This window comes from Acinetobacter sp. FDAARGOS_558, from assembly GCF_003937785.1.
Classification (GTDB): domain Bacteria; phylum Pseudomonadota; class Gammaproteobacteria; order Pseudomonadales; family Moraxellaceae; genus Acinetobacter; species Acinetobacter baumannii.
Map to the genome: position 1 here is coordinate 2,587,099 of NZ_RKJH01000001.1, position 23,386 is coordinate 2,610,484.

22 protein-coding genes are annotated in these 23,386 nt (G+C 41.0%); 12 read left to right on the forward strand and 10 right to left on the reverse strand.

Going from position 1 to position 23,386, the window contains the following annotated elements:
- Positions 1–35: 35 nt before the first annotated feature.
- A complete protein-coding gene (locus tag EGT34_RS12445) occupies positions 36–1,469 on the forward strand; it encodes a PLP-dependent aminotransferase family protein (protein ID WP_000945959.1) in 1,434 nt (477 codons plus the stop codon).
- A gap of 14 nt (positions 1,470–1,483) precedes the next feature.
- Here EGT34_RS12445 and EGT34_RS12450 read toward each other — a convergent pair whose 3' ends face one another.
- Together EGT34_RS12450 and EGT34_RS12455 are read right to left on the reverse strand one after the other, a co-directional pair.
- Positions 1,484–2,971 carry a YifB family Mg chelatase-like AAA ATPase gene (locus tag EGT34_RS12450; protein ID WP_000010455.1) on the reverse strand — a complete coding sequence of 496 codons (1,488 nt, stop codon included), beginning with the start codon at positions 2,969–2,971 and terminating at the stop codon, positions 1,484–1,486.
- Between the two features lie 65 nt (positions 2,972–3,036).
- A complete protein-coding gene (locus tag EGT34_RS12455; RefSeq protein WP_000894500.1) occupies positions 3,037–3,264 on the reverse strand; it encodes an accessory factor UbiK family protein in 228 nt (75 codons plus the stop codon).
- A gap of 279 nt (positions 3,265–3,543) precedes the next feature.
- On the opposite strand from EGT34_RS12455, the gene glnK reads away from it, so the two are divergent.
- The 6 genes from glnK to EGT34_RS12485 all read left to right on the forward strand — a co-directional run bounded on the left by glnK (position 3,544) and on the right by EGT34_RS12485 (position 9,046).
- Positions 3,544–3,882, forward strand: a complete 339-nt coding sequence (gene glnK / locus EGT34_RS12460; protein WP_000780326.1) for a P-II family nitrogen regulator — start codon at positions 3,544–3,546, stop codon at positions 3,880–3,882.
- Between the two features lie 57 nt (positions 3,883–3,939).
- Complete coding sequence (locus EGT34_RS12465) at positions 3,940–5,337, forward strand: ammonium transporter (protein WP_000738520.1); 1,398 nt, start codon at positions 3,940–3,942, stop codon at positions 5,335–5,337.
- 158 nt (positions 5,338–5,495) lie between these two features.
- A complete protein-coding gene (gene nrdR, locus EGT34_RS12470; RefSeq protein WP_000543541.1) occupies positions 5,496–5,954 on the forward strand; it encodes a transcriptional regulator NrdR in 459 nt (152 codons plus the stop codon).
- Between the two features lie 15 nt (positions 5,955–5,969).
- Complete coding sequence (gene ribD, locus EGT34_RS12475) at positions 5,970–7,055, forward strand: bifunctional diaminohydroxyphosphoribosylaminopyrimidine deaminase/5-amino-6-(5-phosphoribosylamino)uracil reductase RibD (protein ID WP_001292504.1); 1,086 nt, start codon at positions 5,970–5,972, stop codon at positions 7,053–7,055.
- The gene (locus EGT34_RS12480) at positions 7,052–8,344 is read left to right on the forward strand and encodes a DNA adenine methylase (RefSeq protein ID WP_001083669.1); all 1,293 of its coding nucleotides are present in this window, start codon (positions 7,052–7,054) and stop codon (positions 8,342–8,344) included. The genes ribD and EGT34_RS12480 overlap by 4 nt, the downstream gene beginning before the upstream one ends.
- 42 nt (positions 8,345–8,386) lie before the next feature.
- Entirely contained in the window at positions 8,387–9,046 is a 660-nt protein-coding gene (locus EGT34_RS12485; protein ID WP_000493866.1) for a riboflavin synthase, read from the forward strand.
- A 58-nt stretch (positions 9,047–9,104) separates the two neighbouring features.
- Here EGT34_RS12485 and EGT34_RS12490 read toward each other — a convergent pair whose 3' ends face one another.
- The 4 genes from EGT34_RS12490 to EGT34_RS12505 all read right to left on the reverse strand — a co-directional run bounded on the left by EGT34_RS12490 (position 9,105) and on the right by EGT34_RS12505 (position 11,979).
- Positions 9,105–9,323: a hypothetical protein gene (locus tag EGT34_RS12490; protein ID WP_000354154.1), complete on the reverse strand. Its 219-nt coding sequence runs from the start codon at positions 9,321–9,323 to the stop codon at positions 9,105–9,107.
- Positions 9,324–9,453: 130 nt separating this feature from the next.
- Positions 9,454–10,092, reverse strand: coding sequence for a hypothetical protein (locus EGT34_RS12495; protein WP_002041864.1), 639 nt, complete (start codon positions 10,090–10,092; stop codon positions 9,454–9,456).
- Between the two features lie 38 nt (positions 10,093–10,130).
- On the reverse strand, positions 10,131–10,538 hold the full coding sequence (locus tag EGT34_RS12500; RefSeq protein WP_001151592.1) for a DNA polymerase III subunit chi: 408 nt from the start codon (positions 10,536–10,538) through the stop codon (positions 10,131–10,133).
- Entirely contained in the window at positions 10,531–11,979 is a 1,449-nt protein-coding gene (locus EGT34_RS12505) for a leucyl aminopeptidase (RefSeq protein WP_000673455.1), read from the reverse strand. Before EGT34_RS12505 ends, EGT34_RS12500 begins: the two co-directional genes overlap by 8 nt.
- Positions 11,980–12,122: 143 nt before the next feature.
- Between EGT34_RS12505 and lptF the strand changes: the two genes are divergently transcribed.
- The 4 genes from lptF (at position 12,123) to EGT34_RS12525 (ending at position 17,166) form a co-directional block, all read left to right on the forward strand.
- On the forward strand, positions 12,123–13,223 hold the full coding sequence (gene lptF, locus EGT34_RS12510) for an LPS export ABC transporter permease LptF (protein ID WP_000586912.1): 1,101 nt from the start codon (positions 12,123–12,125) through the stop codon (positions 13,221–13,223).
- Positions 13,223–14,293 (forward strand): LPS export ABC transporter permease LptG, encoded by a 1,071-nt coding sequence (gene lptG, locus EGT34_RS12515; protein ID WP_000881094.1) that lies wholly within the window; start codon positions 13,223–13,225, stop codon positions 14,291–14,293. The genes lptF and lptG overlap by 1 nt, the downstream gene beginning before the upstream one ends.
- Positions 14,294–14,418: 125 nt before the next feature.
- On the forward strand, positions 14,419–15,966 hold the full coding sequence (gene gpmI / locus EGT34_RS12520; RefSeq protein WP_000128749.1) for a 2,3-bisphosphoglycerate-independent phosphoglycerate mutase: 1,548 nt from the start codon (positions 14,419–14,421) through the stop codon (positions 15,964–15,966).
- A 15-nt stretch (positions 15,967–15,981) separates the two neighbouring features.
- Positions 15,982–17,166, forward strand: a complete 1,185-nt coding sequence (locus tag EGT34_RS12525; RefSeq protein ID WP_000939105.1) for a S41 family peptidase — start codon at positions 15,982–15,984, stop codon at positions 17,164–17,166.
- 3 nt (positions 17,167–17,169) lie between these two features.
- Here the strand turns inward: EGT34_RS12525 and EGT34_RS12530 are convergent, their stop codons facing one another.
- The 3 genes from EGT34_RS12530 to EGT34_RS12540 are packed head-to-tail and all read right to left on the reverse strand — an operon-like array spanning position 17,170 to position 20,829.
- Positions 17,170–18,591 carry a sigma-54-dependent transcriptional regulator gene (locus tag EGT34_RS12530; protein WP_000840550.1) on the reverse strand — a complete coding sequence of 474 codons (1,422 nt, stop codon included), beginning with the start codon at positions 18,589–18,591 and terminating at the stop codon, positions 17,170–17,172.
- A gap of 23 nt (positions 18,592–18,614) precedes the next feature.
- Complete coding sequence (locus tag EGT34_RS12535; RefSeq protein WP_001160330.1) at positions 18,615–20,183, reverse strand: sensor histidine kinase; 1,569 nt, start codon at positions 20,181–20,183, stop codon at positions 18,615–18,617.
- A 10-nt stretch (positions 20,184–20,193) separates the two neighbouring features.
- Positions 20,194–20,829, reverse strand: a complete 636-nt coding sequence (locus tag EGT34_RS12540; RefSeq protein WP_000633799.1) for a response regulator — start codon at positions 20,827–20,829, stop codon at positions 20,194–20,196.
- A gap of 212 nt (positions 20,830–21,041) precedes the next feature.
- Here EGT34_RS12540 and pbpG point away from each other — a divergent pair, with 212 nt between their 5' ends.
- The gene (pbpG, locus tag EGT34_RS12545; RefSeq protein WP_031946417.1) at positions 21,042–22,088 is read left to right on the forward strand and encodes a D-alanyl-D-alanine endopeptidase PBP7/8; all 1,047 of its coding nucleotides are present in this window, start codon (positions 21,042–21,044) and stop codon (positions 22,086–22,088) included.
- Between the two features lie 107 nt (positions 22,089–22,195).
- Here the strand turns inward: pbpG and thrC are convergent, their stop codons facing one another.
- Positions 22,196–23,335: a threonine synthase gene (gene thrC, locus EGT34_RS12550; protein ID WP_000063593.1), complete on the reverse strand. Its 1,140-nt coding sequence runs from the start codon at positions 23,333–23,335 to the stop codon at positions 22,196–22,198.
- Between the last annotated feature and the right edge of the window lie 51 nt (positions 23,336–23,386).

Consider the following 23,386-nt stretch of genomic DNA (forward strand, 5'->3'; position numbering starts at 1 on the left):
GTTTTTATAAGTTATATGGTCCAGATGGGGCGAATATGCTAAGACCTTGGCAAATACATTTCCGCATTGATGAAAGAGAAGAAAAAACGGTTTTTCTAAAACTAACTAACTTGATTAGTCAGGAAATTTTGAGTGGCCGTTTAGTACAGGGCACTATGCTGCCGGGGTCTCGCAGCCTGTCAAAAGAATTGGGAATTAATCGAAAAACGGTACAAGCAGTTTATGAAGAATTGGAGGCACAAGGTTGGCTTGTGACTCGGCCTCGAAAAGGCACATTTGTGGCAGATGTTTTACCGGAAAAAAAACCTCAAATAGAGCCAAGAGCTGATCGAAAAGTTAGTGATAAACCAATAATTCAACAAGTTGCTCAGCGGCCCCATAACGATGGTGTGCCAGATCCGAGGCTTATTCCCTATGAATTATTCTCGAGGGCCTATCGGCACGCACTCATTAAAATTACTCAAAACCAGTATATGGGATATGGTGACCCACGTGGTATGGCTGAACTAAGGCAGGCTTTAAAACAAATGTTGTCGATGGAACGTTTCATGAATGTTGCCGAAGATGAGATCTGTGTTGTACGTGGAAGCCAGATGGGAATTTTTCTTGCCTCTCGTGCATTACCCAATCGGCAGGGTGTCATCGTCGTTGAGGAATTATATTACCCATCTGCTTTTAAAGCATTCCAGTCAAATGGCTTTCAAGTGGTTTCTGTCAAATTAGATGAACAAGGTATTGTTATTGAAGATCTCGAACGGATTTTAAAAGAACACTCGGTTGCAGCAATTTATACAACCCCACATCATCAGTACCCTACAACCGTTACCATGACAATGAGCCGCCGTCTTCAACTCTTAGAACTTTCAAAAAAATGGGGGTTTTACATTATTGAAGATGACTATGACCACGAATTTCACTATAACAGCCGGCCTATGCCACCCTTAGCAAGTTTGCCTCATTCTGAGTTGGTTATTCATGTAGGTTCATTGTCTAAAGTTTTTGCACCCGGTATTCGGTTAGGTTACATCGTGGCAGCTCCAACTATCATTCAAACCATTACTGAAGATATTTTATTGATTGATCGGCAGGGCAATAATATTACGGAACTCGCTTTAGCCGATTTAATGCAACGAGGGGAAATCAAGCGACACATCCGTAAAATGAAAAAGATTTATCAGTTACGTCGAGACCATGCGTTAGCTGAGTTTCAAAGAGTTTTTGCTGAGAGTATTCAGATACAACCGCCCGCGGGTGGAATGGCTTTGTGGGTAAAATTTCAGAAATCATTTACTCAAAATCAGCTCATAAAGCTAAAAGAACTCAACATTGATACAGAGCAGAAGTTTAAACAGAAAGAATATCCTAATTGTAGTATCCGCTTTGGTTTTGCAGCTTTATCAGAGAAAGAAATCACCTCTCTAATTGAGACCTTAAATGAAGCTCTTAATAAAAGAACAGCGGACTTATAATCCGCTGTTTTATTTTAAGAGTGATTACCTCGATAAGAGAGTGCTTCTGTAAGATGAGGACTTTGAATGACCTCACTTTGGGCCAAATCGGCAATAGTACGAGCAACCCGTAAAACACGATGATAAGCACGAGCAGATAAATTTAAACGTTGCTGAGCCATTTCAATCATTCGCTGTGAAGTACTATCGAGAACGGCATGTTGTTCCAGTTGTTTGGGTGAGAGCGCCTGATTCAAACAATCCTGTCTTTGCATTTGTTGTTCATAAGCATAAATCACACGTTGTCGTACAGTGGTAGAATCTTCTGCAGGTGTTGGGTCTTGCAGTTCTTGAGCTTTTAATGGCGGTACATCAATATGTAAATCGATACGATCGAGTAACGGTCCCGATATACGGTTTTGATAGCGCTTAATGCTTTCTGGAGAACACTGACAACGGCTATCTTGATTAAATGCATATCCACATGGACAAGGATTCATTGCTGCAATGAGCTGAAAGTTCGCAGGATAAGTAATTTGCCGAGCCGCACGTGAAATAATGATTTCTTTTGACTCAAGCGGTTGGCGTAAGACTTCTAGAACCTTTCTGTCAAACTCGGGAAGTTCATCTAAAAATAGAACACCTAAATGAGATAAAGTAATTTCACCTGGTTTAGGGTGTGAACCGCCCCCAACCAGTGCAATTGCTGATGCTGTATGGTGGGGCGCGCGAAATGGACGCTGCCCAAAAGTATGTGGTGTATTTGAAATAGAATAAATACTTGCAACTTCAAGAGTTTCTTGAGTAGAAAGTGGCGGTAAAATGGAAGGCAGGCGTGAGGCCAATAAAGTTTTACCTGTGCCTGGTGGTCCTTTAAAGAGCAGGGAATGTCCCCCAGCGGCAGCAATCTCTAGTGCACGCCGTGGGCGTAGCTGACCTTTAACATCTGCAAGATCAAATTTATAGGGCATTTCATTTGAATGGGCACTTGGCTGTGCGTGAGCTAGCTTTTGTGTGCCTAAAAAGTGCTCGCACACCTCTTTTAAATGATTAACCGGATAACACTCAAGATTAGGTAAATGGCTAATATCTTGGCTATTATCGACTGGTAAAACGATTTTATGCTGAGCTTGCTGGCATGCCATTGCTAAAGTTAAGGCGCCTGACACAGGTCTTACATGACCGTCTAGAGCTAACTCTCCAATAAATTCAAAGTCTTCTGTGCAGTTTTCCGGAAGTTGACCAGAGGCAATTAAGATGCCTAAAGCAATTGGTAAATCTAGCCGTGAACCATCTTTGGGCAAATCTGCAGGAGCAAGGTTAATGGTCAGCCGCTTAGTTGGGAATTGAAATCCACTGTTAATAATAGCTGAGCGAACCCTATCCTTACTTTCCCTAACTGCTGCTTCAGCTAAGCCTACAATAGTCAGAGAGGGTAAGCCTTGACTCACATGCACCTCAACCTCAATGAGAGGCGCATGTAATCCTAAAAGTCCCCGAGTATAAATTTTAGAAAAAGACATCTTATTGTTCCATTATGGTGCTTCATTTTTAATCGTTGTAAAGTATAAGTGCGCTACGTTGGTGCTTATTTTTTATTCTTTAAAGCTTCTTCTAATAGACTGACTTGTTTTTGTAGCGCTTCTAAACGTTGATTGGCTAAATGAAGGGCTGTTTTTTGTCTTTCGATTTCTTGTTTAGAGACAAGATCTAATTTCTCGACAGTTTCATTTAATAATGCACGTAAGTTTTTTTCTAAATCTTTTTTAGGCTCGTCAATTTGTTCCAAGATGGCCTGTAATAGAGTTTCTAGCATGAGATATCCAAACTGTTGTATTACCTTATGCTCGCCAGTTTAACACTGCTTGAATCTAGGATATAGGCTTCTTGGCTTTTAGCCATGTCATAACGATAAATTGAAATAAAAACAGGACTGAAAATTCATTTTATTTTTAGTTGCTCATCTACATCTTGATAACTAAATAGGTTATAAAGAAAGCTCATGCAAAAGATTCATATCCTCCAACCTTTGAAATATTGGCATGAAAATTGAACATAAAACCTTACTGGTGAAAAGAAGCCGAAGGAAACAAACATGAAGCTTGTAACTGCAATTGTAAAACCGTTTAAATTGGATGATGTGCGTGAAGCACTCTCTGACATTGGTGTACAAGGGATTACCGTAACTGAAGTTAAAGGTTTTGGTCGTCAAAAAGGACATACAGAACTTTACCGCGGCGCTGAGTATGTGGTTGATTTCTTACCTAAAGTAAAAATCGAAATTGCGATTAGTGATGAAATGGTCGACGCGGTAATTGAGTCAATTACACGTGTGGCAAGCACTGGAAAAATCGGCGACGGTAAGATTTTTGTGACTAATCTGGAACAAGTCATCCGTATCCGTACAGGTGAAACAGGACCAGATGCTGTCTAAATTGGCACAAAGCTTGCTGAGCAATAAATAGCTCGCAAATGAGGTTGGGGGACACGAATGAAAAAAATGCTTATGGCGCTGAGTTTAACCGGCGCACTTTTGGGTGGTACTGCCGCTTGGGCAGAAGAGACTGTAACAACACCAACATCTGAGGTTACAGCAACATCAACGTCTGAAGCTCCTGCAACAATTGCAGCGGCACCAGCAGCTGAGGAAACTCCGGCCGCTCCGACACCGACTGCAAAACTCGATACCGGTGATACATCTTGGATTTTAATTTCAACAGCTTTGGTTCTGTTGATGACAATTCCAGGCTTGGCGTTATTTTACGGTGGTATGGTCCGTAAGAAAAATGTCTTAAGCACTATGATGTTTAGCCTTTCTGCTGCAATTTTAGTAAGTTTGCTCTGGGTGATTGCAGGTTATTCAATCGCGTTCTCTGGCACAGGTGCATACTTTGGTGATTTGTCTAAAGCAATGCTCAATGGTGTCGCTTTTGATGCACTAAGTGGGACAATTCCTGAAAGCCTCTTTGTTATTTTCCAAATGACTTTCGCCATCATTACTGTCGCAATTTTGAGTGGTTCGATTGCTGATCGTATGAAATACTCAGCTTTCATGGCATTCATTGCAATTTGGGTACTAGTGGTTTATGCGCCAATTACTCACTGGGTGTGGGCGGCAGATGGCTGGTTATTTAAAGCAGGTGCATTAGATTTCGCTGGCGGTACGGTTGTACACATTAACTCCGGTGTTGCAGGCCTAGTTGCTGCTTATATGCTTGGTAAACGTATTGGTCTTGGCCGTGAATCTATGGCGCCACATAACTTAACTTTAACTGTAATCGGTGCAAGTTTACTTTGGGTGGGTTGGTTCGGCTTTAACGGTGGTAGTGCTTTAGGTGCTGGTGCTCGTGCAAGTATGGCAATTTTAGTGACTCAAGTTGCTGCCGCTGCTGCTGCGTTCTCTTGGTTGGTAGTAGAACGTATGATCCGTGGTAAAGCTTCTGTATTGGGCGGTGCGTCTGGAGCTGTTGCTGGTTTAGTTGTGATTACGCCTGCAGCTGGTTTTGTTGGTGTAGGCGGAGCTTTAGTAATGGGCCTTATTGGTGGCGTAGTCTGCTTCTGGGGTATTACGGCACTTAAACGCTTACTTAAAGCAGATGATGCTTTGGATGCGTTTGGTTTACATGCTGTAGGTGGTATTGTCGGTGCGATTTTAACTGGCGTATTTTATAGTGATGAAATCATTAAGGCAGCCAACGTAGCATTAGCACCAACATTCGCTGGTCAGTTGTGGGTACAAGTCGAAGGTGTGCTTGCGACAATGGTTTACAGTGGTATCGCAACTTTCATTATTCTTAAAGTGATTGACCTTATTATTGGACTTCGTGTTAATTCCGATGATGAACGTATGGGTCTGGACTTAAGCCAACATGGCGAACGTATTGAATAATCACTAATAATTCTTATATCAAAAACAGTCTTGTGCTGTGATCAAAGCGATGCTTTGATCTCGGACAGGACTGTTTTTTTGTCTCATAGAATGCTGGTTCTGTAAGTGTAGAAATTTTGCTACACTAGGTCAAAGTAATTGACCCTATTAAGTCCGCTATGCATTGTCCATTTTGCAACGCCGCAGATAGTAAAGTCATCGATTCGCGTCTAGCCGCAGAAGGTTGTCAGATTCGTCGACGTCGTGAGTGTGTAAGTTGCGGTGAACGTTTTACCACTTTTGAAAGCTATGAAGTGGTGATGCCCCGTGTGATCAAATCGAATGGAAAAAATGAACCGTTCGATGAGGCGAAGCTACGTCGTTCGCTTATGCATGCCTTACAAAAACGTCCAGTGACACAAGAGCAGATCGAGACGGTTCTCAGCGATATTCAGTTGCAAATTCGTCGTTTGGGTGAGCGTGATGTGAAATCCAGAACGATTGGTGAGATTGTCATGCAATCTTTATTTGCACTTGACCACGTTGCCTATGTTCGTTTTGCTTCGGTTTATCAAGATTTTCAGGATGTTGAAGCGTTTCGCCGCCAAATTGAGCAAATGCAACAACGTGAGCACTAATCATTTGAGATTTTTATGTCTGAGTTAAAACAAGATCAATACTGGATGCAGCAAGCCATTGAACTTGCCAAACGAGGACTCTATTCGACAAAACCAAATCCAAATGTCGGTTGTGTCATTGTCAAAGATGATCAGTTAATTGGTGAAGGTTTTCACCCTAAAGCTGGTCAGCCTCATGCGGAAGTTTTTGCATTACGTCAGGCAGGCGAACAGGCACAAGGCGCAACTGCTTATGTGACGCTTGAGCCGTGTGCTCATTATGGACGAACCCCTCCGTGTGCTGAGGCGCTGGTTAAGGCGCAAGTTAAAAAAGTGGTAGTGGCATGTCCTGATCCAAACCCGCTTGTTGCAGGTAAAGGTGTTCAGATATTAAAAAATGCCGGTATTGAAGTAGAAATCGGTATTTGTGAAGACTTAGCCGCTAAACTTAATCAAGGCTTTTTAAAAGCGATGTCTACGGGCATGCCATATGTACGTTTAAAAGTAGCCTCTAGTCTAGATGGACGTACTGCAATGGCATCTGGTGAGTCGAAGTGGATTACGGGTTCTGCTGCCCGTCAAGATGTCCAACATTGGCGTGCCATTTCAGGCGCCGTGATTACAGGCATTGATACTGTAATTGCTGATGATTGCCAGCTTAATGTACGTTCACTCCATAATATTGATATCGAGACGGTTGCTCAGCCAAAACGAGTAATTCTAGATCGGAGAGGACGTTTACCACTCACCGCTAAAATATTAGAAAATCCTGAAACTGTCATGGTGATGGGGCCATATCGTCAGGAACTCGCTGACTTAGGCGTGATACAATTAGAAATTCAACCTTTAAAAACGTTATTACAGACCTTATCTAAGCAATACCAAATTTATGATGTGCTGATCGAGGCTGGCGCGACATTATCAAGTGCCTTTTTGCAAGAAGGCTTGATTGATGAAATGATCAGTTATGTGGCTCCAACTTTATTGGGGCAAAGTGCAAGAGCCATGTTCAATGCAGATTTTGAATATATGGCACAGCAACTTCGTTTTAAACTTCTTGATGTAACACAACTTGATCAAGATATACGCTTAAGGTTAATCCCTACGCAAGAGAAAGTATGAATTCAGAGCCTTCGGTATACCACAAACGTCGTCATGCAGCCCGCACGACAGACGAATATCTTTTCCATCAGCTTGTCCCGTATTTGGGTAACAAGCGCCGATTGCTCCATTTGATTTTAGAAGCTCTGGAAATCACAGGGACGCTGAATAGCAAGAAAAAGAACCCCCCGATTTTTGCTGACTTTTTTGCAGGCAGTGGAGTGGTTTCTCGTTTAGCGCGTCAAAATGGTTACCGTGTCATTGCGAATGACTGGGAACCTTATAGTCATGCTTTAAATCATGCAATTTTAGCGTGTGTCGATGCACCTGCTTTTAAAGAGTTGGGTGGCTATCAGAAAGCGATTGATTATTTAAACCGCTTACCCGAGGTTAAAGGCTGGGTAACACACAATCTTTGCCCTCGTAATGATGATGTCTATGATCCATCTCGTGACCGTTTATTCTTTAAACGTCGCAATGGTATGCGCATCGATGCGATTCGCCAGCAAATTGCCACATGGCAAGCGCAAGGTGCAATTAATGATGTAGAAATGAGTGCCTTGCTTGCGCCATTACTCTATTCGGCAAGTTTTGTGAGTAATACTAGTGGTGTATTTAAAAGCTTCCACCAAGGGTGGGGCGGACGTACACAAACAGCGTTAGAGCGGATTGAATCATTACTTTGGTTAACACCGAGCCGTTTCTGTGAGATTGGCGATCGTAAACGCCCTGCTGCTGAAATGTGGTGTGTAGATGCTCAGCATCTAGCAAATCAAATGAGCGGTTTTGAAGTAGATGTAGCCTATCTTGACCCACCTTATAATCAGCATGCTTACAGTAGTAACTATCACGTTTTAAATGCATTGACGTTATGGGATCAAGTCGACCTACCTCCACCAGACACTAAGGGTTATAAGAGTGGTATTGACCGTGCATGGCGTAAAGAGCGTCCAAGCCCATACAACTCTTCTAAACATGCAAAAGATGCGTATGAAAAATTACTTTCAACCATCAATGCACGTTATATTCTGACCAGTTATTCGACCGATGGTAACATTGAGCCGAAAGATTTACTGATGGCCAATCTGGAACGTGGAAAAGTGACTTTACTTACTCAAGATGTTCCACGTTATCGTGTAAGTAAACAACGTCAGTCAGAACGTGCACGTGTGCTTGAGTTTATCGTGATTACAGATACTCATGCCAAACCAGGGCCACCGTTACGTCAATTGTTAGGCCAGCTTTACCACTTTGCCGAGCTAGGTGGTGTAGATACATCAGGTAATAGTACACAGCTCGCACTTTGGTAAGCGCTGCAATTTAAGCAGTGTAAAAGATTTGGAGATTGAGCCATGTTTACAGGCATTATTGAAAGTTTAGGTAAAGTAGAAAGCCTGCAAAGTGTAGGTGGCGATGTGCGTTTACGTATTCAAACCGATTTGGATATGTCTGATGTACATTTGGGTGACTCAATTGCAACTAACGGGATTTGCCTCACAGTGATTGAGTGGGGTGATAACTGGTATGCGGCTGATGTATCTCGTGAAAGTTTAAACCGCACGACTTTGGGTAACTGGAAAGTGGGTCAACGTGTCAATGTTGAAAAGGCAATGTTACCGACCACTCGCTTTGGTGGGCACATTGTAAGTGGTCACGTTGATGGTGTAGGTGAAATTACCCTAGTACGTGAAGATGCTCGCTCAATTTATTTTGAAGTGACTGCGCCTGTAGAACTTGCTAAATATCTGGCAGAGAAGGGTTCAGTAACTGTAGATGGTATTAGCTTAACCATTAATCATTTACGCGGTAATATTTTAAGTTTAAACCTCATCCCACACACAGCAGAGCGTACTAATATTGGAACGTGGCAAGTGGGTAGCAAGGTCAATCTTGAAGTTGATGTTTTAGCACGTTATATCGAACGCTTATTACTAGGTGATAAAGCTGCTGAACAGAAAACTGAATCAAATATTAGTATGGCCTTCTTAGCTGAAAATGGTTTTTTAAAATAAACTTTTAAATTGCCAAAATAAAAAACCGGACATACGTTCCGGTTTTTTATTTTAAAAATTAATGCTTGGTGAGAGTAACTGAGTGTGTGCCGACCCAAGGTTTATTATGCTGAGTGCGTGTAATTGAAAATTCGCCTTTTTCCGATGCTCGTGTGAGTAAGATTGAAAGCGAATTAAAGTCGTTATGACTCATATAAAGTTCTTGTGCTGAGAAGGTCCATTGCTCGCCTTGATTAAGTTGCTCAATTTGCGTTGAAATCTGATGCGGAATGTCCATTTCTTACCCTCATTAATTTTCATAAATAATCATGACTTATTCTTATAATTGCTTGAACTATAAGAATATTATGCATGACCATTTTGTGACAATTAAATGTCATTTTTATGACAGGAAGAATATTAAAACTTTACTTTTCTATTTTTTCATCAGAAAAGTTAGAATTCTTTAAAATATATTCAATTTCTTCTTGAGCCGCAGCATGCAGTTTGGCACGGAAAACTGTTACTGCCTGTTCAATTAAGCTTTCAGCTTCAAGTTCTAGGCGAACGCGTACACTTTCAAGCTCAGATAAGATCTGATCGTCAGTAATGCTAAGTTTTGCACCAGAAGAATAGTCAATTGCTGGCGTTTCAGGGTTTTTCTGATAACGTGCAGTATATTCAGCAACTTCTTGTTCTAAATGACTGCGTAAAGCCTGCAAAGCTTCCGTTTGTTCACTAAATTTACGAACTTCGTCAGCTTGTAATTCAGCAGCATAAGCTGCTTCCTTTGCGCGCTTATCTGCAAGAGCTTTTTCTAAAGCAAGCTGGCGACGAATTCGTGCTTGCTCGATTAACTCTGCCTTTAAGTCAGCATATGCCTTTTCAATATTTTGTTGTGATTCTAACTGCGCTTTTTCGTCATTTAAAACCCACAGTTGAATAGGGGTCTGAGGCTCTAATAAATCGCAAATACGAGCCAAATCCTGTTGATAAGCATGACGGACAGCTTCAGGCGCATTTAACCATCTTTTTTTAAAATCTTGCCCGACATTTAATGCCACCACAGTTCTCCTTTGCTCAACAGTATTTACATTTTAGCGCGTTATAATTTAAAGGTTCGAGGTTCTATACCTAAACGACGATACATTTTAAATTTTTCTCGGCCAATTTGCTTGGCTGCTTCATTATTTTCAACAATTTCTATAATGTGGCTAAAATGATTCACTTGTTCAAGTGCATGATTGTTAAAATTAAATACCAGCCAACCTTGTTCAGAAGGTTGTTTAGCCGAAATACATACTGCTGCATCTACCTGATCAACACCATGGGCAATAAAGCTGGTCGGATCAAAGCTCCACAATTTTTCATCAAGTGTTTGTTGTAACTGCACATCTGGGCAATACCACCAGATTTGTGAATGCTTCAGTAAAATTTTTCGACATAAACGGCAAGCACTATCGACTTGCCGTTCTTCACTGGTTTCAAACAGATAAAAGCTAACTTTAGCCATTCGTACTTACACGGTTAGCCAAGAATTGCATAAGTAGCGGTACTGGACGACCAGTTGCGCCTTTTGCTGAGCCTGATAACCATGCTGTTCCGGCAACATCCAAATGAGCCCAGCGATAGTCACGAGTAAAACGCTCAAGGAAGCAGGCTGCTGTAATTGCGCCGCCATGTGGTCCACCAATATTAGCGATGTCTGCAAAAGGAGAGTCCAATAGTTCTTGATAATCATCAATCACTGGCATGCGCCATACACGGTCAAATGACTGCTCACCAGCTTGTTGGAGTTCAGCTGCCAAAGTATCGTCCGGAGAGAATAAACCACTCAGTACTTTACCTAACGCAACTACGCAAGCACCAGTTAATGTTGCGATATCAATCACAACTGCCGGATTGAAACGTTTGATATACGTTAAGGTGTCGCAAAGGACTAAGCGGCCTTCAGCGTCAGTGTTTAAAATTTCAACGGTCTGACCACTCATGGTTGTTACAATATCGCCTGGGCGAGTTGCTTTACCTGAAGGCATATTTTCCGCAGCTGCAATCGCACCCACAACATGGATTGGAAGACGTGCCTCACATAAAGCACGGATTGTGCCGAGTACAGAAGCTGCACCACACATATCGAACTTCATTTCATCCATGCCAAGTCCTGGTTTTAAAGAAATACCGCCTGTATCAAAGGTTACGCCTTTACCGACAAGTACGACAGGAGCTTGTTCAAGCTGTGCTTGGTATTCAAGAGTCACAATACGGCCCGGACGCTCAGACCCTTTGCTGACTGCAAGAAATGCATACATGCCTAAATCAGCCATTTGTTGCTCATTTAAGACAGTGACTTTAAGTAAGTCTGGGAATTCTGCTGCTAAAGCTAATGCCTGTTCTGCCAGATATTCAGGGAAACAGATATTACCTGGTCGGTTTCCTAAGTCACGAGCATAAGACTGACCAGATTGTACGGCATGTACTAAAGCGAGTTGATTTTCATCAAGGCTGGTTTGTGAGCTAATTAAATCAACTTGTTGTAACACAAATTCATTTTTTTTCGATTTAAACTCATCATAACCATAAGCTGCTTGAGTTAAGCTTAATGCAAATAAATAATGGTATTCGACAGGTAACGCAGCAATATCAATTGCGATATGCTTAAATTTATTTTGTGCCGACTTGATAATGGTTTGCGCCAATTTTGCTAACTTAGCTGATTGAAGTTCAGCTGCTTTTCCTAAACCAAGTAATTGGCTATGGGACTGAGTGCTAAGTTGACCAAATAATGGCAACGTTTCATTGAAGTTGGCTTTAAATTGAGTTGCTGTAAGAATACTTTCTAGATTATTGATTTGATATGTATTGAGATTGCTTTGTAGCTGTTCTGAATCAACTAAAATCCACAAAGATTCATTAGATGTTTGTTCAGGAAAAGTTGTATAAGTTGTAAATTTCATGGCTGCCGTGATTGCCTATAGAAAGTTATGTTGGATTAAAACATTGAAACACTTTCAAGCATAGCGTTGCAATGTGCGGTTTTATATTTTTAACATTCGGGTAAACTAGCGTTCGTCCCGATTAGCCTTTTGGAAGTATTAATTTGATTATTCGGCGTTATCTCGTCAAGCAAGTTGTCTCTACCTCATTGGTGGTCATTGCATTATTGACCTTAATCATGATGGGTGGTCGTCTGATCAAATACTTTGGTGTGGCGGCACAGGGGCGGCTAGATGCCAGTATCTTGTTTAGCATCATTGGATATCGTTTACCTGAATTTCTAACCCTCATTTTACCACTTGGGTTTTTTATTGGTTTAATGTTGGTGTTTGGTCGTTTATATGTTGACCATGAAATGGCCGTATTGAATGGTAGTGGGGTAAGTCGTCATCAGTTAGCGCGCTTACTTATTCCAATGACACTGGTTTACATGGTGTGTCAGTCCGTACTTATGCTTTGGATGACGCCGTGGGGACTTCGTGAATTCGAAAAATTAACTACAACCCAAGCAGTGCGTACAGGGTTTGACTTGGTGCGACCAAGAGAGTTTATTTCTTCTGGACCTTATACGATTTATGCAGGTTCATTGTCGGAAGATCGAAAAAACCTTAAAGATATTTTCTTTTATCAGCGTGCAGCCAAAGAAGGCAAGCCAGATGTCATGATTTTGGCAAAAGAGGCAACACGTGTTGAGGTCGCGAATGATACAGCCAATGTGGTTGATCTCGTTCAAGGTCGTCGCTATGAAATATTCCCGGGACAACCAAAATATACGCAAGCAGAGTTCCAGTCTTATCGTCTACGTTTAGAAAATGACAAAGATGTTAAGTTTGAGAGTGGCGATGTAGAAGCACTTTCAACATCAAAACTATTTTCTAAAGCAAATGATCCGGTCGTAAGAAGTGAGTTGGGCTGGCGCTTATTTGGTCCATTTACCATTATTATTGCCTTGATGCTATCTGTGGCATTGTCGGAAGTAAGCCCACGACAAGGTCGTTATTATCGTCTTATTCCATCTATCTTTATTTTCGCGAGTTTGATCGTACTCATGATTGCAATTAAAACTCGTATAAGTAAAGGAGAACTGGATATTTGGGCTTATCCAGTGGCTTTATTGGTTTATGCAATCGCAGCTGCCTTATTTTCACGTAAGCAGAAATTAGGGCCGAAAATCAAGAAACAGATTAAGCGAGTGAAATTATAATGTTAGCACGTCGAATAGTCGCCAAATATGTGACGAAAACCACTGCGCTCGCAATGTTTGGTACCACCATTGTTTTGTCTGTTTTGCAAATCCTGTTTACTTATCTGGGTGAATTAGGTGAGCTAAAACCTGACTATAATGCATGGCAAGCTTTTATCTATGTGTTATGGGGTGCCCCTCGCTATCTATATGAAATTTTACCTATCTCGGCCTTAATTGGCGCTGTGATTGGGTTAGGCGCTTTAGCATCCAATAGTGAGCTGATCGTGATGCGTTCAGTCGGGATTAGCTTATGGCGTATTGTAGGTTGGGTTATGCGCTCAGCTTTGCTACTTATTGTTTTATCTTTTGCTCTAAGTGAGTGGGTTGTTCCCTATACAAATGAGAAAGCGCAAAGTGTCAAAAGCCATCGATCAGTTGCTGCTTTAGGTGAAGTGAAAGGTTATTGGTCACGAGAAGGGCAACGTTTTATTTATATTGATTATGCGAACTCACAAGGAAATTTAAGAGATATCCAGGTCGTAGACTTTAACAAAGACTACCATTTACAGTCTTTAATTAATGCAGAGCAAGGAAAGTTTATCCAGGATGGTCAATGGACTTTACAAAAAGCCAGCCAGATGGACATTCTTACAGATGGTAATTCGATACTAAATAATCATGATCAGCAGTCTTTAGGTTTGGCTCTACAGCCTAAATATGTACATATGGTGACTTTAGACCCTGAGGACTTGTCTCCAAGTCAACTGATTAGTTTTATGCGTTATATGGACGAATATAGCCAAGTACCGAAAACTTACCAATTAGCTTTTTGGCAAAAAGTCGCTTCTCCATTTTCACTCATTACTCTTGTATTAGTGGCTTGTTCTTTTATTTTTGGTCCACTACGTCAACAGTCGATGGGTTTCCGTTTGGTGATCGCGCTCTTCATTGGTTTAGGCTTTTATTATTTACAAGACTTCTTGGGCTACGCAAGTTTGGTATACGCGCCTTCACCAGCTTGGTTTGTACTCATGCCTATTATTTTAATGTTTGGTGCCGGAAGTTATTTGCTTTATCGGGCCCGTTAAATTGAAAGTATATGAATGACTTTCTCAATGAGGAGCATTGGGGAAAGCCATAGGAAAAAATAGAGTCTTCACCGAAAATTCGGTAAGATATTGCGATGAAATTGTAGACAAAAGAGAAATTGATTATGACGGATGCAACTGCTGGCAAGATCCCTCACGTTCTGGTCATTATGGATGGTGTTGGACACCGTGAAGCGATTGAAGATAATGCTTTTCTTGCAGCAAAAACCCCGAATTTAACTGCAATGAAAGCAAAGCATCCAAATAGTCTCATTTCTGGTTCTGGTGAAGATGTTGGTTTACCTGATGGACAAATGGGTAACTCTGAAGTTGGTCACATGAACCTTGGCGCTGGCCGAGTGTTATACCAAGACTTCACACGTATTACTAAAGATATTCGTACTGGTGCTTTTTTTGAGCACGAAGTATTGGTTGATGCCGTAGAAAAAGCAAAAGCAGCGGGTGGTGCAGTTCATATTATGGGGCTACTTTCAGAAGGTGGCGTCCATTCACATGAAGATCATATTGTGGCGATGTGTGAACTTGCCTTAAAACGCGGTGCGAAAGTTTACTTACATGCATTCCTTGATGGTCGTGATACTCCTCCACGTAGTGCTCAACCTTCATTAGAAAAATTAGACGCCTTATTTGCTCAATATGAAGGCAAGGGCCGTATTGCAACCATGATTGGTCGCTATTTTGCAATGGATCGTGATAACCGTTGGGATCGTGTTGAGCAGGCTTACCGTTTATTAACGGAAGGTGAAGCTGTTCGTACTGCAACTACTGCGGTTGAAGGCTTAGAGCTTGCATATGCTGCAAATGAAAATGATGAGTTTGTAAAAGCAACCCGTATTGGTGAGATCGCTAAAGTTCAAGATGGCGATAGCGTTGTATTTATGAATTTCCGTGCTGACCGTGCCCGTGAAATTACGCGTGCGTTTGTTGAAAAAGATTTCGCAGGTTTTGAGCGTAAAGTTGTACCGAACCTTTCTAAATTTGTCATGTTGACGCGTTATCAGGCAAGCATTGATGCACCTGTGGCATATATGCCTGAAGAGTTAAAGAACTCGCTTGGTGAATATTTATCTTCTTTAGGTAAAACGCAATTACGTATTGCTGAAACTGAGAAATATGCCCATGTGACTTTCTTCTTTAGTGGTGGTCGTGAAGACGAATATCCAGGTGAAAAGCGTATTTTAATCCCATCGCCAAACGTTGCGACATATGACTTAAAGCCTGAAATGAGTGCTTATGAAGTAACTGATGAGCTAGTCAAAGCAATTAACTCGGGTGAGTACGACTTACTTGTTGTGAACTATGCCAATGGTGATATGGTCGGTCATACAGGCGTATTTGATGCTGCAGTTAAGGCCGTTGAAGCAGTTGATACATGTTTAGGTCGTGTATACGAAGCTGTAATGGCGAAAAAAGGCCATATGCTTATTACGGCTGACCACGGTAATGTTGAACAAATGCAAGATTATGAAAGTGGTCAGGTTCATACTCAGCATACAACAGAGCTTGTGCCTTTTATTTATGTGGGGCCAACCCAAGCAACGATTGCAGAAGGTGGTGTGCTTGCTGATGTTGCACCGACCATTCTGAACTTAATGCAGATTCCTGTGCCTGCTGAAATGCAAGGTCGTAATCTCATTACATTGTCTGCTTAAGCGATAGGTGACTAAATGCTGCAACACAATATATATAAAGCTTTTTTTGTTAGCGTATTGATGTGTTGCAGCCAGCTCGCTTTTGCAGCTCCTGTTGTAAAAGAAAAATTATCGCCTCTGCATCCTGATTCCCCAGAATCAGAAGAAAGTTATGCAGAAGTGCCTATTGAGTCTATTCAACAGTTTGTACAAATATATGGAATCGTCCGTGATAACTATGTCGATGAAAAATCGGACGATGCTTTATTTTTACAGGCAATTAAAGGTTTAGTCAGTGGTCTAGACCGTTACTCCCGCTATTTGTCAGCTGAAGAATACCGTCAACTCATTCAATATACTGAAGGGGATCTTGCTTCAGTTGATTTTGTACTAAGCCCCGAATCACATGTTCATAAATGGATGATTCGTGACCTTAAGACGGGTTCTGACTCATATAAACTAGGCTTAAGAAATGGCCAAACTATTTTAAAGATTGATAATCAGGAACTTAAAAATCTGACACATGATCAGGTGCTAGGTTTGCTTTATGGATCGATAGGCTCGACGCTTCAAGTACAAACAGAAGAGTCAAATAGTCCAATTAGTTTAGTCCGTAATAAAAAGATTGAAACCGATATTGAGCCTGTGATGTTGCACAATCAGGTGTTGGTATTAAAAATTAGAGTATTTCAGCAAGATACCGCCAATGAGATTAAGCGTTTAATTGAAGAAAATAGTTCTTCGCGTTTAAAAGCGGTGTTAATTGATTTAAGAAATAACCCAGGTGGTTTGTTATCTGCTGCTGTTGAGTCAGCCGATTTATTTTTAAATCATGGCATTATTGTCTCGACAAAAAGTCGTTCAGAAGGCAATCAGCAATTTCAGGCTTTGCCAGGTAACGATTTTCAAAATATAAAAGTTGGTATTTTAATTAATCACCGATCTGCCTCGGCAGCAGAAGTTTTTACTGCTGCAATGAAAGAGCATCAACGTGCTTGGGTCATGGGTGAAAAAAGTTATGGAAAGGGTGTTGTACAGAAGCTTTTCCCTTTACCGAGTGGGGCAGCGCTACAAATGACAGTCTCACATTACTACACACCAAATGGTAATATGATTGAGGGGCAAGGTATTCAGCCTAACCAGACTTATCCCTTACCTCCAGAAATGAAAGAAGAAGTTTATCTAGATCGTGTTGCCGATCTCCTTCTAAAAAGAAAGTAAATTTTATACTTCCTGTTCTGTCTCCGTATCTAAGCCAAATTTTTTCAGACGATAGCGTAAAGAGCGGAAAGTCATTCCTAATTTTTTAGCTGCTAAAGTACGATTCCAATGAGTCATATTGAGTGCATTGAGTAAAATATCTTTTTCAATATTTTCTAAATAACGTTCTAGGCCTTCACTTGGTAATTTTTTTACGACTTGAGGAGCTGCCACAGTGGTTTCTATGCTTTGAGTAGCCGAAGTAAAAGGATTAGAAATATTCGCTCTTAGAGGAGCAGGATGTAAATGAGATATATCTATGGTGGCGTCTTCACTTAAGGTAATTGCGCGCTCAATCATATTTCTTAATTCGCGAACATTACCCGGAAAGTGTTGCTGTAGCAGATAAGTTTTGGCCGCTTCTGTTAATTGTTTAGGTGGCGTTTCCCACTCCATACAAATTTTCTGAATAAAGTGATTGGCCAGTAAAAGGACATCTTCGCCACGTTCACGTAGAGGTGGCAATATGAGGTCCATAACGTGAATACGGAAGAATAAATCTTGACGGAATTTACCTTGTCTAACCAATAAATCTAAGTCTTGATGACTTGCACTAATCACACGGAAATCAACATCGATTTCCTGATCTGAACCGACGGGTCGGATCTTTTTTTCCTGTACTGCGCGGAGCAGTTTGACCTGCATACTTAAAGGTAATTCGGCAATTTCATCTAAAAATAGACTGCCGCCGTGTGCCGATAAAATTAGACCTTGCTTATCTTGAGTTGCTCCGGTAAAGCTCCCTTTTTTATGCCCAAACAACTCACTTTCCATCAGTTCGGTTGGAATAGCACCGCAGTTAATCGCAATAAAAGGGCCTTCACTACGGTTACTCAGCCGATGAACCAGATTGGCAACTACTTCTTTACCTGTTCCAGACTCACCGGTAACAAATACAGGTGCTTGTGAGCGCGCAATTTTTTTAATTGCAATACGTAGCTGCTGGATGGGTAGAGAACGGCCGATTAATAATTTATTTTCTAACGCATTCTCGGCAGCATCATGCTCTACTTTTTGCCGATTCAAGGCTTTTTGTAATAATTGATCTAGATGTACTTGGTTGACCGGTTTGCTTACAAAATCAAAAGCGCCTGCTTTTAATGCTGCAATTGCAATATCCATATTGCCGTAGGCGGTTAAAACGGCAATGGGAGTATTAGTATAATTTTGAGAGACATGTTTAACTAAATCTATCCCGCTCCCATCGGGTAGGTTTAAGTCGGTTAAACACGCATCGTAATGAAACTGAGTGAAGAGTTGTTTGGCCTGTTCAACCCGATAAGCAAGATGTGTTTTAATCCCCATTCGTGCAAGTGTCATTTGCATTAAAAGGCACAAATCTTCTTCATCGTCTACAAGCAAAACCAGTGGTTGCTGTTCTGCCATTTCCCCAAAAACCTAATAAAAAATCAATATATTATTGGGCATTCTATTCTGAAGCATGCCCCTTGTTTTTGCTCTACATAGATGAGCTTTGCATGGTTCGCCTCACAAAAACTATGAGACAAATATAATCCTAAACCAGTTCCATTAATTTCGGTACTAAAAAATGGTTTAAATAGTTGAGATATATCACGTTTTGAAACACCTTCACCGTAATCGATCACATCAATATAAATTTTATTTGTCTGTGAATGGATGTTGACCGTAATGTACGGTGAGTCGGGGGCATTATGCCGTAAAGCATTTCTCACCAGATTGATCATGACTTGTCTTAATTGTTTTTCATCAAATAAAAATTTTAGAGAACTATCAGAAATTTTAAGTTGAATTGAATGTTTAACGTCAAATAAATCTTCTTCGAGCAATGTATCTATGAAGTGTTTTACATCGATCTGGATAGGATGTGTTCTTTCACTACGAGCAAGTCCTAAAGTATCTTGAACAATACTATCAATGCGTTTGGTTTGTTTGCCAATCATATGACGCAAAGTATTTTGTTGTTCTGGATCGCTATCTTTCAGTAACTCATTTGCTTGTACGATTGCAGCGAGAGGATTGCGGATCTCATGTGCAATACTTGCTGAGAGTTGCCCTAGCGCAGCAAGCTTAAGCTGTTGTGCTTGCTGATTAATTTGTTGGGCATCTTGTAAAATGAGCAGGGTTAGCGTTTGTTGTGGGACCAAAAGATGTTGCACTTTAATGTTGATGGAGTACGCCGATAGCCGAGACTCAAAAATGAATCGGTCACCTTCTTTTAAGTCGCCAAACTTTAAAATTTCAAATAAATCGGCATGCCACTTTGCTAAAGGATATTTTTCATTGGCAAATTGAGGGGGAATACCCAAGAGTGAACAGGCCGCAGGATTACTGACAACGATGTCGTAATTCTCATCTAAAACTAAATAGCCTTCTTCAATTTGTTCTAAGATATAACGGTTAATATTTTGGAGTTGATAAAGTTCAATTGACTGGTGAAAGGTGAGTGCTTCAAGTAATTTAAAGCGCTGCACTGCAATTTGGCCAATTCCGTGAACCACAAAAAATAAGAAAGCTAAGAGAGCGCTATTACCAATAGTATTTAGATTGTTATAGTCAAATAGACTACCTACAAATCTTTGATAAATAACAGCGATAACCGCAAGCAATGTAATCAGCAAAGACATTCTTGCGCTGAGTAAAATCGCCGAGGTAAAGATGGCAATTACATAGAGTAAGCTGAGTTGTAAATTTGGTTCACCCACAGAAAAAGTTAGTAAACTCAAACAAATAATATCAACAATAAAAAATAAAATAAGCTGTCGCGTGGCTTGAGTGGCAATAAATTTAAAGCATAACAGCTGAACAAGACTTAAGAGCGAATAGCCGAGTAGTGTGTAGGAATATAAGGCAGGTTGCTGCAAACTGTTATCAGTTTGCGCATCGGTCAAAACCAAAATAATATTCAGGCTAACCGCAATAATAAGACGGTATAAGCCATACCAAGTGCCCAAACGAAAAATCGTATGGGACAAGGATGAATTTAAGGGAAATTGCATGTAAGTTTGGTTATGGCTTGATCAAACCGTAACGAATCGCAAGATGTGTTAGTTTTACATCGCTATCAATTCCTAACTTTTCAAAAATACGATAACGGTAAGTATTTACAGTTTTCACACTTACAAAAAGTTTATCGGCAATTTCTTGGGCGCTAATACAGTTGACGACCATCATTGCAACTTGCATTTCCCGTTCCGATAACGAATCAAAAGGGGATTGTTGAGTGTCGGATAAATATGAGCTCGCGAGTTGTTCGGCAATATCTGCACTAAAATATTTACCGCCTTGCATGACCTTATTAATTGCACGAACCATTTCGGCAATTGGCGCGCCTTTAGTGATATAGCCTTTTGCACCGGCTTTTAATAATAAAGATGGGTAAGGCTCTTCGGCGAGGCCGCTTACAGCAATGACTTTCGTCTCTGGAGCCGTCTGTAATAAACGACGGGTTGTTTCTACGCCACCGATGCCCGGCATGTTGACATCCAGCAGTACGACTTGCGGATGTTGTTGGCGAACGATAGCAATTGCTTCTTCGCCCGATTCGGCTTGTCCAATTACCTCAACATCGGCATGATCTTCTAACATACGGCAAATACCCGTACGTACCAGTTCATGGTCATCGACAACTAAAACTGTAATCAAGAAGACCTCCTTTCTTTCAAAAAACAAGTTTTTTGTTACATAAAGCAAAATAAGCTTGCAATGGAATGACAAAATTAGCAATCCTATTCTTCTATAGTGAGCGAATAGTTGTGCACAATTGTGTCGGTAAAAGCTTTATACCTTATATCTCAAATGTAAGGCATAATGATAGTAAGCGCAAATGTGTGTCACCCTGAGTCGAGTATTGTGCCGTGAAAAATTCTAAAAAGTCTTTAATGCATGTGCTAAGCATGTCTATTTTGCTTAGTTTGAGTTCAACAAGCTTTGCAGAACTCGTCAATAACCCGTCTTCAGGGAGTACTGGTACTGCAAGTTTAAATTGGACTGCAGCGGATGCTAGTCAACTTTTAAATGATGAAGATGATGAACCGACTCCGCAAGGTTCAACTTCTGTAACCACAACATTGCGTGGCAGTAATGCGCCGAGAGTTATTACTTCTACCCCTAAAGTTGCTCCAATCCGTGATACTGTGGGTTATAACGCCCAGCCGAGTGTCAGTGCACGTGCTGCACTTGTAATGGATGCGCAAACAGGTGAGGTACTTTATAGTAAAAATACCAACGCATCAGTGCCGATCGCTTCTATTACCAAATTGATGACGGCAGTTGTAACGGCAGATGCACGTTTAAACATGTCTGAAGAAATTACACTTGAGCAAATTGATTTTGCTGGGGCTGGCGGGAAAAATTCAAGCTCAACACTTCGTGTTGGCGATAAAATGAATCGAGCAGAAGTTCTTCTGTTTGCTCTTATGAAGTCAGAAAATCCGGCAGCAGCAGCTCTAGCGCGTACTTATCCGGGTGGCCGTGCTGCATTCGTGGCGGCAATGAATGCTAAAGCGCGTGCTTTAGGTATGAATGCAACTCATTATTATGAGTCAACTGGTTTAGATCCGCGTAATGTATCTTCTGCGCGTGACTTGGGAATCTTGGCGAGTACAGCATCTCAATATGGTTTGATTCGTCAGTTCTCAACCACACCGACCTATGACTTTAATTTAGGTTATCGTGTTCTTAAATCAAATAATACAAATGCTTTAGTCCGTAATGGTGGTTGGAATATCAACTTATCTAAGACTGGTTATATTAATGAAGCAGGCCGTTGTGTAGTTATGCACACTACTGTGAACTCACGTCCAGCAGTGATTGTATTATTGGGTGAACCAAGTACACAGGCACGTAATAATGATGCAACTAACTTGCTCGGTTGGTTAAGTAATTTGCCAAAACGTATTTAATTTAATTATTTTTAAAAACGCTTCTTTTAAGAAGCGTTTTTTTATGCCATTTAAAAAGCATAAAAAAACGGCTGTATTAAACAGCCGCTTTTTATAAAACTCAGATCTTACATATTAGATAAAATCGAATCTTTTACTTGGTCCATTGTTGCATCAATTGACAACATCACTGCATCAGCACATTGTTTGATTGCTGTATCAGGGTCTTTTAAGCCATTACCCGTTACAGTACATACAATGACAGAACCTTCAGCAATTTTACCGGCTTTAATGTCACGGATTGCACCGCCAATAGAAGCAGCAGACGCAGGCTCAACAAATACACCTTCATACATAGAAAGTAAGCGTTGAGCTTCTAAAATTTCGCTGTCTTGAAGTTCATCGAACCAACCTTTAGAGTCACGTACTACAGCTTTTGCATGGTTCCAGCTTTGTGGGTTACCAATACGAATCGCAGTTGCAACTGTTTCCGGTTTTTCTACTGGAGCACCACGTAAGAAAGGAGCTGCGCCAGAAGCTTGATAACCTACCATTGTTGGTAAGCCTTCTGGTTTTGGACCAGTGAATTGATCAGTCGCAGCGTCATAAACAACTTGTTCAAATTGGTCAGCAGGCTGGTTAGCTACTGCTTCGGTATAACCCATCCAGTGAGCTGTAATATTACCTGCGTTACCAACTGGTAAGCAGTGGTAATCAGGTGCACGGCCTAAAGCTTCAACGATTTCATAAGCAATAGTTTTTTGACCTTGCAAACGGTAAGGGTTGATTGAGTTTACAATCGTTACAGGTGCTTGATCAGCCACTTCTTTTACAAGACGCATACCATCATCGAAGTTACCACGAATTTGCATAGTGATCGCACCATACATCATGGCTTGCGCCATTTTACCCATCGCAATTTTGCCTTCTGGAATCAAAACAAATGCTTTGATACCTGCGCGTGCAGCATAGGCAGCAGCAGCAGCAGAAGTGTTACCTGTAGATGCACAGATAATTGCTTTAGAGCCTTCTTCAACTGCTTTGGTTACAGCCATGGTCATACCACGGTCTTTAAATGAACCAGTCGGGTTTAAGCCCTCGTATTTCACATAAATTTCAACGTCTTTGCCAATAATACGTGGAATATTCTCAAGTTTAATGAGAGGGGTGTTGCCTTCACCCAAAGAGATAGCACGAGTAGTTGCCGAAACTGGCAAACGGTCACGATAACGATCTACAAGACCAGTATAACGATTGGCATTAGACATGATGGTGTTCCAATTATGAGGTGAAGCGGGAGAGGGAATCTTTCCCTCAAC

Coding starts and splice junctions, on each gene's coding strand:
- EGT34_RS12445 (WP_000945959.1), top strand. CDS start 36: ATGCTAAGACCTTGGCAAATACATTTCCGCATTGATGAAAGAGAAGAA.
- EGT34_RS12450 (WP_000010455.1), bottom strand. CDS start 2,971: ATGTCTTTTTCTAAAATTTATACTCGGGGACTTTTAGGATTACATGCG.
- EGT34_RS12455 (WP_000894500.1), bottom strand. CDS start 3,264: ATGCTAGAAACTCTATTACAGGCCATCTTGGAACAAATTGACGAGCCT.
- glnK (WP_000780326.1), top strand. CDS start 3,544: ATGAAGCTTGTAACTGCAATTGTAAAACCGTTTAAATTGGATGATGTG.
- EGT34_RS12465 (WP_000738520.1), top strand. CDS start 3,940: ATGAAAAAAATGCTTATGGCGCTGAGTTTAACCGGCGCACTTTTGGGT.
- nrdR (WP_000543541.1), top strand. CDS start 5,496: ATGCATTGTCCATTTTGCAACGCCGCAGATAGTAAAGTCATCGATTCG.
- ribD (WP_001292504.1), top strand. CDS start 5,970: ATGTCTGAGTTAAAACAAGATCAATACTGGATGCAGCAAGCCATTGAA.
- EGT34_RS12480 (WP_001083669.1), top strand. CDS start 7,052: ATGAATTCAGAGCCTTCGGTATACCACAAACGTCGTCATGCAGCCCGC.
- EGT34_RS12485 (WP_000493866.1), top strand. CDS start 8,387: ATGTTTACAGGCATTATTGAAAGTTTAGGTAAAGTAGAAAGCCTGCAA.
- EGT34_RS12490 (WP_000354154.1), bottom strand. CDS start 9,323: ATGGACATTCCGCATCAGATTTCAACGCAAATTGAGCAACTTAATCAA.
- EGT34_RS12500 (WP_001151592.1), bottom strand. CDS start 10,538: ATGGCTAAAGTTAGCTTTTATCTGTTTGAAACCAGTGAAGAACGGCAA.
- EGT34_RS12505 (WP_000673455.1), bottom strand. CDS start 11,979: ATGAAATTTACAACTTATACAACTTTTCCTGAACAAACATCTAATGAA.
- lptG (WP_000881094.1), top strand. CDS start 13,223: ATGTTAGCACGTCGAATAGTCGCCAAATATGTGACGAAAACCACTGCG.
- gpmI (WP_000128749.1), top strand. CDS start 14,419: ATGACGGATGCAACTGCTGGCAAGATCCCTCACGTTCTGGTCATTATG.
- EGT34_RS12525 (WP_000939105.1), top strand. CDS start 15,982: ATGCTGCAACACAATATATATAAAGCTTTTTTTGTTAGCGTATTGATG.
- EGT34_RS12530 (WP_000840550.1), bottom strand. CDS start 18,591: ATGGCAGAACAGCAACCACTGGTTTTGCTTGTAGACGATGAAGAAGAT.
- EGT34_RS12535 (WP_001160330.1), bottom strand. CDS start 20,183: ATGCAATTTCCCTTAAATTCATCCTTGTCCCATACGATTTTTCGTTTG.
- thrC (WP_000063593.1), bottom strand. CDS start 23,335: ATGTCTAATGCCAATCGTTATACTGGTCTTGTAGATCGTTATCGTGAC.